The sequence below is a fragment of the Halomonas eurihalina genome (genome assembly GCF_008274785.1).
GTDB classification, from domain to species: domain Bacteria; phylum Pseudomonadota; class Gammaproteobacteria; order Pseudomonadales; family Halomonadaceae; genus Halomonas; species Halomonas eurihalina.
Genome location: NZ_VTPU01000026.1, coordinates 20421 through 35814 on the forward strand (window position 1 = coordinate 20421; position 15394 = coordinate 35814).

At 67.7% G+C, this 15394-nt stretch carries 12 protein-coding genes; all 12 read left to right on the forward strand.

Going from position 1 to position 15394, the window contains the following annotated elements; translation table 11 throughout:
• The gene (gene tagH, locus FZZ93_RS17390; protein ID WP_149323563.1) at window positions 1-1323 is read left to right on the forward strand and encodes a type VI secretion system-associated FHA domain protein TagH; all 1323 of its coding nucleotides are present in this window, start codon (window positions 1-3) and stop codon (window positions 1321-1323) included.
• Window positions 1320-1874 (forward strand): type VI secretion system lipoprotein TssJ, encoded by a 555-nt coding sequence (tssJ, locus tag FZZ93_RS17395; protein WP_149323564.1) that lies wholly within the window; start codon window positions 1320-1322, stop codon window positions 1872-1874. Before tagH ends, tssJ begins: the two co-directional genes overlap by 4 nt.
• The gene (gene tssK, locus FZZ93_RS17400; protein WP_149323565.1) at window positions 1874-3208 is read left to right on the forward strand and encodes a type VI secretion system baseplate subunit TssK; all 1335 of its coding nucleotides are present in this window, start codon (window positions 1874-1876) and stop codon (window positions 3206-3208) included. Before tssJ ends, tssK begins: the two co-directional genes overlap by 1 nt.
• Window positions 3209-3211: 3 nt before the next feature.
• Window positions 3212-4027, forward strand: coding sequence for a type IVB secretion system protein IcmH/DotU (gene icmH, locus FZZ93_RS17405; protein WP_187774567.1), 816 nt, complete (start codon window positions 3212-3214; stop codon window positions 4025-4027).
• 26 nt (window positions 4028-4053) lie between these two features.
• The gene (gene tssH / locus FZZ93_RS17410; protein ID WP_149323566.1) at window positions 4054-6675 is read left to right on the forward strand and encodes a type VI secretion system ATPase TssH; all 2622 of its coding nucleotides are present in this window, start codon (window positions 4054-4056) and stop codon (window positions 6673-6675) included.
• Window positions 6676-6691: 16 nt separating this feature from the next.
• Window positions 6692-8302: a sigma-54 interaction domain-containing protein gene (locus FZZ93_RS17415; protein WP_246146283.1), complete on the forward strand. Its 1611-nt coding sequence runs from the start codon at window positions 6692-6694 to the stop codon at window positions 8300-8302.
• A complete protein-coding gene (gene vasI, locus FZZ93_RS17420; protein ID WP_149323568.1) occupies window positions 8299-8958 on the forward strand; it encodes a type VI secretion system-associated protein VasI in 660 nt (219 codons plus the stop codon). The genes FZZ93_RS17415 and vasI overlap by 4 nt, the downstream gene beginning before the upstream one ends.
• An 11-nt stretch (window positions 8959-8969) precedes the next feature.
• Window positions 8970-10409: a type VI secretion system protein TssA gene (gene tssA, locus FZZ93_RS17425; protein ID WP_149323569.1), complete on the forward strand. Its 1440-nt coding sequence runs from the start codon at window positions 8970-8972 to the stop codon at window positions 10407-10409.
• A gap of 45 nt (window positions 10410-10454) precedes the next feature.
• Window positions 10455-14108 carry a type VI secretion system membrane subunit TssM gene (gene tssM, locus FZZ93_RS17430; protein ID WP_149323570.1) on the forward strand — a complete coding sequence of 1218 codons (3654 nt, stop codon included), beginning with the start codon at window positions 10455-10457 and terminating at the stop codon, window positions 14106-14108.
• Complete coding sequence (locus FZZ93_RS17435) at window positions 14092-14706, forward strand: GNAT family N-acetyltransferase (RefSeq protein WP_149323571.1); 615 nt, start codon at window positions 14092-14094, stop codon at window positions 14704-14706. Before tssM ends, FZZ93_RS17435 begins: the two co-directional genes overlap by 17 nt.
• Window positions 14707-14737: 31 nt before the next feature.
• Window positions 14738-15025: a type VI secretion system PAAR protein gene (locus FZZ93_RS17440; RefSeq protein ID WP_065240439.1), complete on the forward strand. Its 288-nt coding sequence runs from the start codon at window positions 14738-14740 to the stop codon at window positions 15023-15025.
• A gap of 1 nt (window position 15026) precedes the next feature.
• The coding region (locus FZZ93_RS17445; protein WP_281290385.1) for a contractile injection system protein, VgrG/Pvc8 family at window positions 15027-15394 on the forward strand (368 nt) is incomplete at its 3' end.

A 15394-nucleotide genomic window follows, 5' to 3' on the forward strand; every position in this document is an offset into this window, starting at 1 on the left:
ATGAACGAGACGTTTTCCCAGCAGCAGGCCATCACTCTGGTGGTCACCAACAGTGAACGGCTCGAGGGCCGCTCGACCAGCAGCCACGTCTTTCCGGCCGAGGGCGGCACCCTGGGCAGCGGGTCGTCCGACGACTGGCTGTTGCAGGATCACGCCAACCGGGTACGCCCCGGACATGCCGAGATCCAGCGCTTGGACGGTCGTTTCTGCCTGATCGACCGCTGTGGCCAGACCTTCGTCAACCGCGCGACGCTGCCGATCGGTCGCGAGCGCCGTGTAGCGCTGCGCGACGGTGATGAGTTGCAGGTAGGGGAATACTGGCTGCGGGTGCACATGGGCGACCGTCAGGCCGCTGTCGCCGGTGTGCAGCCACTGGCAACCCTGGTCGACGAGGAGCACGAGACGCTGGAGGGCGCCGAGCCGGTGTCGGCCACCGCTGTCGTGACACGACCCCAGCATGACCCGCTGGAGGCACTGGGCGAGGTTTCATCGGCGCAGCGCCATCAGGATCCCATGGCCGCGCTGGCCGACGAGACCATCGCTGGCGAGGACGATCATCACGAACTGCTCGATGCCCTGGACGGGCAGGGCGCTACCGCAGGTGCGCCGGCCGCACCAAGGCAACGAGGTTACGAGGACCCCGACATGAATGAACACCTGCTGAACGATCTGGAACGCTCGGTCGGCGAGCAACTCGAAGAGCGCTGGCAAGATGAGCCAACAGGAGAGGTCGGCCACGTCGGCGCCTCACCGCTGCTGCAGACCCTGGGCGGCGAGTTGCGCTTCCGCGACAGTGCCGAGCAGCACGCCTTTCTCGAAGAGGCGGGGCGTACTCTCAAGGCCACAGTGGAAGGCCTGCTGGCGCTACACCAGGCCCACGACGGTAGCCGCTATCCGCTGCGCGACCGTCGCCTGCAGCCCATCGAGGACAACCCGCTGCGCCTGGGGCAATCCTATGACCAGACACTGACGACACTGTTTGCTGCCCAGCGCAGCCCGGTGCATCTCTCGGCGCCGGCGGCGGTGTCAGAATGCCTCGAACACCAGCAACAGCACCAGGCCGCAGTGGAGGAAGCCATCGGGACGGCTCTCAAGTCGATTCTCGATGCCTTCTCGCCGGATGCCTTGCTCAAGCGTTTTCATGCCTATCGTGGCGCAGGTCGCCAGGGTGAGGACGAAGGCGGCTGGGCCTGGGAGATGTATCGCCACTACTACCAGGAACTCAACTCGGGTCGGCAGCAGGGCTTCGAGAAACTGTTCTGGGAAGTCTTCGAACAGGCCTACGACCAGTCGGTGCGCCGCCAGCAGCGGGAGGACGCATGATCCCCCGGCGGGTCGGGGCCGCGTCGCTGATGCGGTGCCTGGCACTTGGCAGCATGCTCATGGCACTGGCCGGATGTGCCTCCACCTTCGAGGCCACCGGCAAGACCTTCCAGGTGCTGAAGGACCCTTCGATCCCGGTGGGATATCCGGAGGATCGTCCGTCGCGGGTCGATCTGAGCATGCTGGCCGCGCCCAGCATGAACCCCAACGCCGAAGGCGAGGGTACGCCACTGCGCTTTCAGATCCTGCAGCTCAAGGACGACTCGATGCTGATGTCGGCCGATAATCACCAGCTTCAGGCGGACCTCGAAGAGGCGCTCGGCACCAACTACCTGACCCATGACGACTTCACCCTGCTGCCCGGCCAGTTCAAGTTCTACGAGCCGTTTGAGGTAGAAGAGGACACCCGCTACATCGGCATCATCGCCTTCTACTCCAACCCCAACCAGGCGCAGTGGAAGAAGGTGGTGGATATCGACGACCGGGGGCGTGACTACCACCTGCTGGTGCATCTGCTGGAGCGCGAGGCTGCGCTGAGGAAGGAAACCTGATGGCCAGTCGCAATCCCGTGGTCTGGAGTGAAGGGCTGTTCATCAAGCCCCAGCACTTCCAGCAGCAGCAGCGCAGTCTGGAAGGGCTGATCGACACCCGTCTGCGCGGCGTCGGCGGCCACCTGCACGGTTTTTTGACCCTGACGCTCAATACCGAGTATCTGAGCTTCGGGCGCATCGCCCTCAGCCAGGCCAGTGGCGTGCTCCCCGATGGCACCCCCTTCCGCCTGCCCGACGACGACCTGGAGCCCCCGGCGCTGGAGATTGCCGATGCCTCGGTGGCCAATCAGGTGGTCTACCTGGGCGTGCCGCTGGCGACCGACGGCGTGGCCGAAGTGAGCTGGGAGACCTCGTCGCTGCCGTCTCGCTACCGCGCCGAAACGCGTGGCGTGCGCGACCTGCACTCTCGGGCCGGCGACCTGGCCGATCTCGATCTGGCGCGTGTCGCCCCGCGGCTGCTGCTCGAGCAGGACGACCGCAGCGCCTACGCCTGTTTGGCGGTAGCACGGATCCTCGAGCGACGTCCGGATGGCAGCCTGGTGCTCGACGAGGCGTTCCTGCCGACCCTGCTCAATGTCCAGGCAGCGCCGGTGTTGCAGCGTTTCGTCGGCGAAATGGCCGGCTTGATGCGCGAGCGGGCCCGCAATCTGGCCCAGCGGCTGGCCACTCCCAATCAATCCGGAGTCGCCGACGTTGCCGACTTCATGCTGCTGCAGTCGCTCAACCGCGCCCAGCCGCGTTTTCAGCACCTGGCACGACTCGGTCACCTGCATCCCGAGCGGCTCTATGCCGACATGCTCGAGGTTTGTTGCGAACTGACCACCTTCACCGCCGAGTCGCGGCTGCCACCGGAGTTTCCGGCCTATGACCATGACCGGCCGGAGGCCGCTTTCCGGCCGCTGATGCAGAGCCTGCGTCAGTCGCTGTCCACCGTGCTCGAGCCGCGCGCCATGGCCATCCAGCTGCAGTCGCGCCGCTTCGGGCTCAAGGTTGCCACCCTGGCCGATCACAGCCTGCTCGACGACGCCGACTTCATCCTGGCAGTGCGGGCGGACCTGCCGCCGGAACGCTTGCGCAAGCTGTTCGTGCAGCAGACCAAGGTGGCCAGCGTCGAGCGCATTCGCGACCTCATCAGCCTGCAGTTGCCGGGCATCCCGCTCGAGCCTCTGCCGGTAGCGCCGCGCCAGTTGCCGTTCCATGCCGGTTACACCTACTTCCGTCTCGACCGCCAGAGCGAGGCCTGGAGCATGCTGCGCGGCGCCAGCGGCTTCGCCTTCCACGTTGCCGGTGACTTCCCGGGGCTGGAAATGCAGTTCTGGGCGATCAGGAGCTAAGCCATGAACGAACTCGCCACCCACGACGACGCCCGTCGCCATGAGGACAGCATCGATATTCAGGGGCTGGAACGGCTGATCCACAGCGATGCCGACCATCTGGATGCCGATGAGGATTACTGGTTCCGCTTGCGCGGTCATAACCTCAATCCGCTGGTGGACGCCGCCGGTTCGCTGTTGGGCATGGTGGTGCGGGTCCGCCAGCTCGACCGGCTCGACGATATCGAGCGCCTCTACCGCCAGGTGGTCGACGAGATCGCCGCCATCGAGGTCGAACTCACCGAGCAGGGCTATGACCGGCCGACCCTGCTGGCTTACCGCTATGTGCTGTGTTCCTTCATCGACGAGGCGGTGATGAGCACCGACTGGGGCCAGCAGAGCCAGTGGGCCGGCCACTCGTTGCTGACGCGTTTCCACAACGAGACCTGGGGTGGCGAGAAGGTCTTCTCGATCCTCGCCCGGCTGCGCCAGGAGCCGCGTCGCTACCGTGACCTGCTGGCCTTCATCTACCTGTGCCTGTGCCTGGGCTTCGAGGGCCGCTACAAGGTCATGCCCCATGGCCGCGAGGAGTACGAGCAGGTGCTGCGCGAGCTGGGCGACCAACTGGTGGCCCTCGACGAGCCCGGCGAAGAGGGCCTGACTCGCCCGCTGGACAATGTGCTCGCCGATGCGCGCCGCCAGGGCGACGGCCTGCCCCTGTGGGGCATCTTCGCGCTCTTCGCGCTGACCATGGTGGTGGCCTACGCTGGCTTTTCCTTGTCGCTGGAGCACCAGGCCGATCAGGTCGGCCTGGCGCTGGAACGCATCATCAACTCGTAATCTACGGCAACTCCGAGGGAGAGACTATGCTCAGGGTAGAGCTTCCGGCACTGATCGGCCGACTCAACGCCATCGCCCGCCAGGGACTGGAAAGGGCAGCGGCACTGTGCGCCGAACAGCAGGCGCCCGAGGTAGGCGTCTCCCATCTGCTGCTGGCCTGCCTCGACCAGCCGCTGTGTGACCTGCGGGTACTGCTCGACGCCGAGGCGATCGAGCCGGAGGCGCTGCGCCGTGCACTCACCGAAGACGCCCGACCGTCCCGCGACCTGGAAGTGGCCACGCCGAGTTTCTCGCCGTTGCTGGTCGAGCTGCTGCAGGACGCTTGGCTGCTGGCGAGTACCGAGCTCGAGCATCGCGAACTGCGCACCGGGGTGATCTTCACCGCTCTGCTGCATCATGCCGGCCGTTACCTGGGGCCACAGGGCGAGCGACTGCTTTCCGGGATCAATCGCGAGCGGTTGCGTCGCGACTTCGTCCGGCTGACCCGCGACTCCGCCGAGGCCGCCGTGGCCGAGGACGTACAGCCGGCTCGCGGCCGTGGAACGGCCGGCGATGACAGCGCCCTGGCACGCTTTGCCACCTCGCTGACCGAGCAGGCGCGTCGCGGCGAGCTCGACCCGGTACTGTGCCGCGACCCCGAGATCGACCAGATGCTCGATATCCTGGGCCGGCGCCGCAAGAACAATCCTATCGTGGTGGGCGACGCCGGCGTCGGCAAGAGCGCCGTGGTCGAAGGGCTGGCATCACGCATCGTCGAGGGTCGCGTGCCCGCGGCCTTGGCCGGCGTCGAGCTGGTGTCGCTGGACCTCGGCGCCCTGCAGGCCGGGGCCTCGGTCAAGGGCGAGTTCGAGAAGCGCCTCAAGGCGGTGATCGAAGAGGTCAAGGAGGCCGCCGTCCCGACGCTGCTGTTCATCGACGAGGCCCACACGCTGATCGGCGCCGGCAATCCGGAAGGCGGTGCCGATGCTGCCAACCTGCTCAAGCCGGCACTGGCGCGTGGCGAGTTGCGTACCATCGCCGCCACGACCTGGCGCGAATACAAGAAGCACATCGAGAAGGATCCGGCGCTGTCGCGGCGTTTCCAGCCGGTCGCCTTGGGCGAGCCGGACGTCGAACAGGCGCTGGTGATCCTGCGTGGCCTGCGAGATGTCTACGAGTCGACCCATGGCGTGCTGATCGGCGACAGCGGTCTGCGTGCCGCCGCCGAACTCTCGGCGCGCTACCTGGCTGGACGCCAGTTGCCGGACAAGGCCATCGACGTTCTCGACACCGCCGGTACCCGGCTGGCCCAGGCGCTGGATACGCCGCCACGCCGACTCAGCCATCTGATGAGCGAGCAGTTGGCTGCCCAGCGCGAGCACGACCAGCTCGAACGCGAGGCGCTGCTGGGCCGCACCCCCGATGCCACGCGACGCGATGCCCTGGCTGAACAACTGGCCCGGCTGGACGAGGAACGCGAGACCCTGGAGGCTGCCTGGCGCGAGCAGCGCGATTGCGTCGATGCCATCCTGACGCTGCATCGCGAACTGCTCGATGACGAAGGCGACGACGATGAGAGCGACGCCGCCGAGGCACGCGAACGGCGGACAGCGGAGCTGGCCGGGCACGAAGCGCGCCTTGCCGAACTGCAACGCGAGTTTTCCCTGGTCAATGCCAGCGTCGAGGAGGCCCAGGTCGCCCAGGTGATCGGCGACTGGACCGGCGTGCCGGTGGAGCGCATGACCCGCGACGAGCTGGCGCGACTCACTGAGCTGCCGGATGAACTGGGACGGATGATCAAGGGCCAGGACACGGCCATCGAGCGCCTGCACCGCCATCTGCTCACCGCCCGCGCCGATCTGCGTCGCCCCGGCCGCCCGCTGGGGGCCTTCCTGCTGGTCGGACCCAGCGGGGTAGGCAAGACCGAGACCGTGGTGCAGATCGCCGAGAGCCTCTACGGTGGCCGCCAGTTCCTGACCACCATCAACATGTCCGAGTATCAGGAGAAGCACACCGTCTCGCGGTTGATCGGCTCGCCGCCCGGTTACGTGGGCTTCGGCGAGGGTGGCCTGCTGACCGAGGCGATTCGCCAGCGGCCCTATTCGGTGGTGCTGCTCGATGAGGTCGAGAAGGCCCATCCGGACGTGCTCAATCTCTTCTACCAGGCCTTCGACAAGGGCGAACTGGCCGATGGGGAAGGGCGCGTCATCGACTGCCGCAACGTGTTGTTCTTCATGACCTCGAATCTCGGTTACGAGGCCGTGGTGCGCCATGCCGACGACCACGAGGCCATGGATACGGCGCTCTATCCAGTGCTGGCCGACTTCTTCAAGCCGGCGCTGCTGGCGCGCATGGAGGTAGTGCCCTACCTGCCGCTGTCGCGGGACATTCTCCACGATATCGTCTCCGCCAAGCTCGAAACCCTGGCCGGGCGCATTCGCGACCGCCATCGCCAGGCCGAGGTGGTGCTGGAGCTGACGCTGGCCGAGGCCATCTGTGCCCGGGCCACGCGCAGCGAGAACGGGGCCCGGATGCTCGAATCGATCATCGACGGTGAGCTGTTGCCGCCGGTATCGCGGGCACTGCTCGAGCGCATGGCGCGCCAGGAGCCGGTGACCCGGGTTGCGCTCGGCGTGGATGAACACGGCTTCACCGCGGAGGTCGGGTGACGTGAGAGGTGACGGCGTGCGCGACGAGACGAAGGCGCTCGCACCGGTCCCGGCGCTGGCTGGCATGGCCGAGGCGCTGCGGCTGGTCGAGGGCGGCTCGCCTGCCGAGCTGCGGCGGCGCAGCGTTTCGCTGTTGCGCGAGCGCCTGGCGTTGCCCTGGGTACGTTGTCTCGCCCTGGACGCTAGCGGTCGTTGGCTGGAAGAGGAGGGCGAGGCGCCGAGCCTGGCCTGCGACGACTTCCGTCACCCCTATGCTCATGCCATCCGCAATGGCCGGCCGCTTGCCCTGGGGCTCAGCGAGGCCCGTACGCGGCTGGACCACGAGGTCTTCCAGGCAGCGACGGCCGGGCTGCCCGCGGCCTGGCGGCTGGTGGTTCGCCCGCTGCGCGCCTGCGACGGCAAGCGCGAATGGCTCGGCGTGCTGGCCGTCGCAGGCCCCGCCGAGCGCGTCGAGGCGTTGATCGAGTGCGACGACTATCTGGCCTTCGAAGCGCTGCTGTGTCGCCTCTGGGCCTGGCTGGTTCGCCAGCACGATGAGCGCCGTGACCAGGCAAGGTTGCGCGACTCGCTGGCCGAACTCAATGACGGCGCACGCCGGCGCACCCTCAGCGAACGTCTCGGGCGGCGCATTCTCGGTGAGTCGCCGGCCATCCGCACGTTGCGCGATCAGTTGGTGCGTGCCGCCGAAACCAACCTGGCGGTGTTGCTGCAAGGCGAAACCGGTACCGGCAAGGAACTGGTGGCGCGTGGCATCCACGAGGTCTCGGCGCGCCACGAAGGCCCTTTCCTGGCGGTCAACTGCGCGGCGATCCCCGAGAGTCTGCTCGAGGCCGAGCTGTTCGGCCATGTACGGGGAGCTTTCTCCGGCGCCGAGCGTGACCGCGAGGGACTGTTCGGCGAGGCCGATGGCGGCACCCTGTTCCTCGACGAGATCGGCGACATGCCGCTGGCACTACAGGCCAAGCTGCTGCGTGTGCTGGAGACGGGACGTTATCGACCCTTGGGCGGGGACCGCGAGCGGCGGGTCGACCTGCGCCTGGTGGCGGCGACCCATCAGCCGTTGCATCGTCGCATTCGCGAGGGCAGCTTCCGTGCCGACCTCTACTACCGGCTCGGCCAGTTCCCGCTCACGCTGCCCGCGCTGCGTGAACGGCGCGAGGACATCCCTGTGCTGGCCCAGGCCTTCATTGACGATTTCTGTCGGCGCGAGGGCCGCGAGGACATCGGCCTCGGCCGTGCCGTGCTGCGTGCGCTCGACGACCGCGACTTCCCCGGCAATGTGCGTGAGCTCAGAAACCTCATCGACTATGCCTGTGCCATGACCCGCGATGGCGAAAGCCTCGTTCCCGAGGCACTGCCCGTTGCCAGTGTTTCGCCGGGTGCCGAGGAGGCGATGGGCGAGCCGCCCCAGGGCGGAGAGGCCAGCCTCGATCCTGTTGCTGGAGGCGAGCCTGGTGGTGGAGAAGTCTTCGATCTGCGCCGAGCGTTGCGCGACTACGAGGCGACGTTGATCCGCCAGCGGCTGGCCCGTTTCGACGGCAACCGCACCCTGACTGCCGAGAGTCTGGGCCTGCCCAAGCGCACTCTGGCCCACAAGTGCCGACAGCTCCAATTGGATAGCCCATGAACGCGATCGATCTTCTTCCCGGCCTGCGCCCGCTGGCCGGCATGGCCCTGGTGTTGGTCGCCGGACTGTCTCCGGCCCTGGCCGAGGAGCAGGATTCCCGGCTGTCGGCGGCCGAGGCCTGCGCCGAGGAGCCTTCCCGGCTGGGACGGCTCGAGTGCTACGACGCGCTGTTCCGTGAGCGCCCCGCAGCGCAAGAAGCGGAAGGGACGCGCTCGCCGCTGTGGCAAGCCGTTGCCGATCAGGAGGCTGATCGGGGCGACGAGGATGTCGGCGTGTTGGTACGCGAGACCCCCGACACGGTGCTGATGAGTGCGCCGGCGCTGGGCACGGTACCGCCTCGCCCGCTGCTGGTGATCAGCTGTGACGACGCCATTACCCGCTTTCAGCTGCACCTGAACGAGCCCCTCGAGGCCTCGCGGGTGTCGCTCACGCTGCACGGCAATGGCGTTGACCTCGAACAGACCTGGCGGGTGCTGGACGACGGCCATGTGGTCAGCGGCGGGCGAGGGCTGCCGGCTATCGGCACCCTGAAGCGCTTGCTCGGCAGCGAGCGGCTGCAACTGGGCAGCGAACAGGCCGCCCTCGACGGGCTACGTTTCGATCTCGAAGGCTGGCGCACGGCGATCGAGCCGCTGCGCACCCAGTGCCGCTGGTAGCGAGGAGGATCATGCGCATCACCCAATCCAATCAGCTCGAGCCATTGCTCGCGCCTCTCGCCGAAGGCGTCGGCGAGCCGGTGACCTCGCACGAGGACTATGACTGGCTCGACGAGGAGATGATGAAAGTCGGCTCGCTGCAGCATGGCGAGGTCGACTGGGCCGGCGCCGAGACGCGGGCCACGCGGCTGCTGGCCGAACACGGCAAGGATCTCAAGGTACTCGGCCACCTGCTGCATTGCCTGCAGCACGACGCCGATCCGGTGCGTTTCGCGCTGTCGCTGGAACTGCTGGTCGGTGCCCTGGATGGCTGGTGGAACGAGGCTTACCCCTTCGCCGGGCCGCGTGGCAAGCGGGCTCGGCCCAAGCTGTTTCAGCAGTTCGCCCAGCGCGCACTGAAGCTGGCCGGTTCTCTGAACTTCCTGGGGGCCGCCGAGGAACATACTGCCTGCCGCGAGGGATTGGCACGACTGCGTGACCGGGCCGCCGACCACGAGCTGCCGGATGAACCGTTGGCTGATCTGGCCCGTCTGCTGGAGCAGGCCACGCCCTCGGCGTCGGAGCCCACGGCAGCGACGTCTTCGGGCACTGCCGTGCCCAGCGCTGATACGGCCGGCGCGGCGACGCCTCCCCGGGAGGCCGACATCGAGGTGCCTCGTGCGCCGGAAGCACGGCTCGAGGCCGGCAATGAGCGCGGCAACCGCCAGGCATTGCTCAAGATGGCCGACTTTCTCAATGAGCAGTCGCCGGGCGAGGCGCTCGGCTATCGACTGCGCCGGCATGCGGTCTGGCACGCCATCCAGGGGTTGCCGATGACGCGCGATGGCCAACGTACCGAACTGGCGCCGGTGTCTGCCGATCGGGTCACGGAGTATCGCGAGGTCGCGACAGGTCGACCGACGCTCGAGGACTGGCAACGCATCGAGAACAGCCTGGCGTTGAGCCCTTACTGGTTGGAAGGGCACCGGTTGAGTGCCGAACTGGCCCGGCGACTCGAGCATCCTCGTTGCGCCGAGGCGATCCGCGAAGAGACGGCCCGTTTCGTCGATCGTCTGCCGGGTATCGAGGCGCTGACCTTCAGTGACGGCACCGCCTTCCTCGATGCGGAAACGCAGACCTGGCTGGCGGAGACCTCCGGTCCAGGCTCGCCCGTGGCCCCGCTGGGCGACGGCGACCCCTGGCAGGCTGGTCTCGAGACGGCCCGCGAGCGGCTTGCCGAGGAGGGGCTGGCGCCGGCGCTTACGGTACTCGACGAAGGCCTGGCGGCCTCGGGGTCGCCCCGCGAGGAAGTCTACTGGCGCCTGGCCAGCGCCGACCTGCTGCACGAGGCCGGGCTCGTTGCCCTGGCCCGGCAGCACTATCAGGCATTGCATGATGTCGTGGCGGGCCTCGAGCTGGAACGCTGGGAACCGGCACTGCCGGTGCGGCTGTCGGCGGCGCTCGGGACATGAATCACGACGATGTGACGGAATTGAAGGGATGAGGGAGCAAGGCACATGTGGAGACGAGTGAAGGCCAGGCTGAGTCGCTGGGTGCCAGGCATGGCCCGGGCGGACAGCCAGCTCAACCAGGCGCGGGGACACGCGAACAGGGCTCAGGGGCTGAAGCGTCTGGGTATCTGGCTGTGGTGGCTGCTGGTCATCGCCCTGTTGGTGGCGATCTGGTGGCTGGGGCCACAGTGGCAGGCCTTCGGGGGACGGCCGTTGGGGCCTTGGGTCAATCGCCTGCTGGCCAGCCTGGCGTTGGCCGGGGTGGTGGCGGTGGTGTGGGGCATTCGCCTGGCGCGACGCCTGCGCACCCTCGATGACGAGCGTCGCCAGGAAGAGCAGCGCCAGGTCGATCCGGTGCTTGGCCAGCTCGAGCGCCAGGAGGAAAGCCTCAATGCCACGCTCCTCGAACTGACCGACAGCCTGGGCGGTGGCGCCAACGCTCGATACAAGCTGCCCTGGTATCTGGTGATGGGCGTCGAGAACGCCGGCAAGACCAGCCTTATCAACCGCTCGGGGCAGAACTTCTCCCTGACCCACGTGATGAAGGCCTCCGGGCAGGGCAAGCGTGGCCGACTGGGCTTCGACTGGTGGATCGGCGACAAGGCGGTGCTGATCGATCCCGACGGCGAACTGCTGACCCAGGGCGCCCTGCAGGGCGGTCAGCCGGCGGAACTCGAGAGTCGGCTATGGGACCACTTCGTCGACTGGCTCGAGCGCCATCGCTCGCGTCGTCCGCTGGACGGCGTGGTGCTGGTGCTCGACCTGGCGCGGCTCAGCGACGCCGAGGTGGCGGTGCGCAAGGCCTATGCCTCGCTGCTGCGCGCCCGGCTGCGCGAGTTGATGGAGCGCCACGGCAGCCGACTGCCGGTCTATGTCACCTTCAGTAAGATGGACCTGCTGCACGGGTTCGACGACTTCTTCCGTCACTACTCCCGGGCCGCCCGACGGGCACCGCTCGGCTTCACGTTCTCCGCCGCTTCCCTCGAGCGTCCCGGCCGTTGGGAGGAGGAGTTCGCCGAGGGTTACGACGACATGCTCGAGCGTCTCAACCAGACGCTGCCGACCCTGCTTGTCGAGTGCCGTGATCGCGATGAGCGCGAGGCGGTATTCCGCTTCGTGCGACAGCTCGCCGGCTTGCGCGACGTGCTGCTGGGCTTCCTCGGTGAAGCGTTGTCCAGTGATCGTTTCTCCACGGCGGCGTTGGTACGCGGGGCCTACTTCACCTCGGTCTATCAGCAGGGCGTGCCGGAAGATCCCTTCGTCGATGCCGCGGCGCGGCGCTACGGGATGACCGACGGTGTGCAGGCGGCCCATCGGGCGACACGCTCGGCACTGTATTTCACCGAAGAGCTGTTCGAGCGCATCATCTATCCCGAGTCGGGGCTGGCCGGCGACAACGCCCGGGCGGCACGGCGTCGCCGTCGTATCCGTCGTGCCAGTGCACTGGGCTGTCTGTTCGTTGGCGCCGCCCTGATCGGCGGCTGGTACCACTTCTACGAGAAGAACGCCAAGGCCCTGGCGGCCGTGGAAAACAAGGCCGAGGCCTTTCTCGCCGTGCGCCCGAGCGACTGGCAGAACGACGACCCTACCGGCTATGCGCTGCTCGAGCCGCTGGACCGCCTGCTCAGCGCCACGCAGGAATTCGGCGATTACCGTTCGCGCCCCTGGCTGCTGGCCGATATGGGCCTCTATCAGGGGCATGAGCTGGGCGTCGAGGTCGACAATGGTTACCTGCGGTTGCTCGAGGAGCAATTCCTGCCGGCACTGATGATCGGCATCATGGACGACATGAACCGGGCACCGAAGGGCAGCAACGAGAAGCTGGCGCTGCTGCGTATCCTGCGCATGATGTCCGATGCCAGCGGTCGTCAGCCCCAGCGTGTCCATGACTTCATGGAGGATCGCTGGCAGGAGGCCTTCCCGGGTCGCGGCGAGGTCCAGCGCCGCCTGTTGGCGCATCTCGACTACGCCCTGGCTTACACCGACCTGGCTGGCCACGCCGAGGCCGACCAGTCCGGCGCTCGTCAGGCCATGGCGCCGCTCGATGGCAGCATCGAGGCCGCCCAGCAGGAACTCGCCCGCCAGCCGATGGCCGAGCGAGTATATGCTTCACTCAAGTCCGGTATCGATGAACAGAGCGCCGCACCGCTGGATTTGCGTTCGAGCGTCGGCTCGACCTTCAGCCTGGTGTTCATGGCTCGCGATGACAATCCCGAACTGGTGCGCATTCCCGGCCTGCTGACGCGCAATGGCTTCGAGGATTACTTCCTCGACCAGCTCGACCAGGCCACCGAGCTGGCGCTGGTCGATACCTGGGTACTCGGCCAGCGGGACGACATCGACTTCAGCGAAGCCGACCGCCGCCAGCTTCAGGAAGCCCTGCGCGAGCGCTATATCAGCGACTATCACGTCACCTGGCGCGAGGCGCTGGCCGACATCCGCATGGTGCCGCTGCCCGATATCCATCAGGCGGTGGTGGTCGCCGACGGTCTGCTCGGTGCCAGTCGCCCGCTGGATCGCCTGCTTGGCGAGGTCGCCAACCAGACCCGGCTTTATCCGGAGCTGCCGGCGGACGACGAAGCCGCTCGAGCGGCCCTGAAGAAATCGCCACGCTATCACCTGGCCAGCGAGATCGAGCGTCATTTCGCCGCGCTCAACGAGCTCAGCGAAGAGCGGGGCGACAACCCCTCCAAGCTCGACGAGATCAAGTCTGCCATCGGTGACCTGCGCGACTATCTGCGCCAGGTCGATGAAGCCGACGAGCGTGGTCAGCGCGCCTTCCTGTTGGCCCGCGACCGCATTTCCCTGAAGGGTGAGGATCCCATCGCCCGCCTCCAGCGCATTGCCGAGGACGTCCCGGCGCCGGTGAGTGGCATGCTCGAGAGCCTGGCCGACCAGAGTTGGCAATTGCTGATGGCCAGCGCGGTTCGACACCTGGAGCACCAGTGGGTGGATGAGGTCGTGAGACCTTTCCAGCAGGACCTTGCCGGCCGCTATCCGCTGGCGCCCCAGGCTTCCCGCGAGGTGGCGCTGGCCGACTTCGAGGACTTCTTTGCCCCGGACGGCATTCTCGATGCCTTCTACCAGCGCAACCTCAAGCCTTTCATCGAGGGCGCGCCGGAGGCCCTGCGCACCGACGGGGGCGACTCGCTGCTGCGCCAGGGAGTGCTCGATGCTGTGCAGCGCGCCGAGCGTATCCGCGAGGCCTATCTCAACCGCGACGGTGTGCTCGACGTGGCCTTCAGCCTCGAGCCGCTGAGCCTCAGTGCCGACAAGCGTCGCGGGGTGATCAGCGTCGACGGCCAGTTGATCGACTACGCCCACGGCTCCAGCCGTCGGGTGCCGATGATCTGGCCCAACGGCCTGCGTGAGAGCAACGAAAGCCGGGTCACCCTGGTGCCGAGCGAGGTCAACCATTCTCCGCGCACCCTGCGTCGCGACGGTCCCTGGGCCTGGTTCAGGCTGCTCGACGAGGCCCAGTTGACCGGCACCGGCGAGCGCGAGCTGGAGCTCAGCTTCGAGGTCGATGGTGGCAGCATGCGTTACCGGCTGACCGCCGATGGATCCCGCAATCCCTTCACCCGGTCGCTGGTGGCGGGCTTTAACCTGCCCACGACCCTCTACGCGGCAGGAGGGCCGGACGATGCTGACGACGCTTAAACGCTGGCTGGCCGCGAGTTCGACCGAGCCGGCTGAGGCGCCCGCTGTCGAACCCGCGCAGCGAGACCCGGCACCGGAGCTGGTCGAGGCCTGCACGGATGACATCGGGCTGCTGCTCGGGGCGGCCCGGCGCGCCGAGGAGGAGGGGCTCTCTCCCTGGGTGCTGCGCGACGAGACCCGTCTCGAGACCCTGCGCCGCTCGCTCGAGTTCGTGGTTCATCGTGGCCTCTGGCTGCAGCGCGAGGCGGACCGGGTAGCCCACTGGCAGGGTCGGCTGCTGGCCCTGCGCCATGGCGACGGGCCGGTGCTCGGCATGCTGCTGGTATGTCGGCGGGACGACGAGGCTGCCTGGCAACTGCGCTTCTTCTTTATCGCCCCGGAGTGGCAGGGTCGCGGTCACGGCGCCCGGCTGCTGATGGCCGCCCGGCGCGAATTCCGTGGCACGCCGCTGCAGACCCGGCTGCCACTCAAGGGCGCCGCTCCGGCGAGTCTCGAGGCGGCGGGTTTCAAGCGCATGCACGTGGACGCCGGTGGTGTGGCCAGCTTCGAGGCCCCGGCGCAGTGGAACGACCAACGCGAACGCACAAGCGGCGCCTGAACGGCGACGCGCAGCGGCAGGAGGACGACGCATGGGACGCAAGTTCGTATTGCTGGGGGATCTCGGCACCGACCACGAGGGTTTCCCCCCCACGCCGGTGACCGCCGGCAGCCCCACGGTGATGATCGACGGCAAGCCGGTGGCGCGCCAGGGTGACCCTCTGGCGCCTCACGACAAGCCGGACCATGGCCCCCACCCGCGCGCCATCGCCGGCGGCTCGGGCAGTATCCTGGTCGATGGCAAGCCGGTGGCGCTCACCGGTCATGCCGTGGACTGCGGGGGCGTGGTGATCGGCTCCTCCAGCGGGGAGGGTAGCTGAGATGGCCGATCGCAGCGGACTGCAGTTCACCCTGAGCCTGACCGGTGCCGGTCAGGCCGACCTGGCAGTGGTCGACTTCACCCATGAAGAGGCGCTGTCGTCGCCGTTTCATCTTCATGTGCGCTTTGCCAGCCGCGCCGCCGACCTCTCGCCGGAAGCACTGCTCGACCGCCCGGCGAGCCTCACCGTGTGGCAGGACGGCGTGGCCCAGCGGCGGGTCCACGGCATCGTCGCCGAGTTCGGTCGCGGCGACCGCGGCCATCGGCGCAGCCACTACGAGGTCGTGATCCGTCCCTCGCTGTGGCGGCTCTCGTTGCGCCAGAACTCGCGGATCTTCCAGCGCGTCTCGCCGCTGACCATCCTCAACAC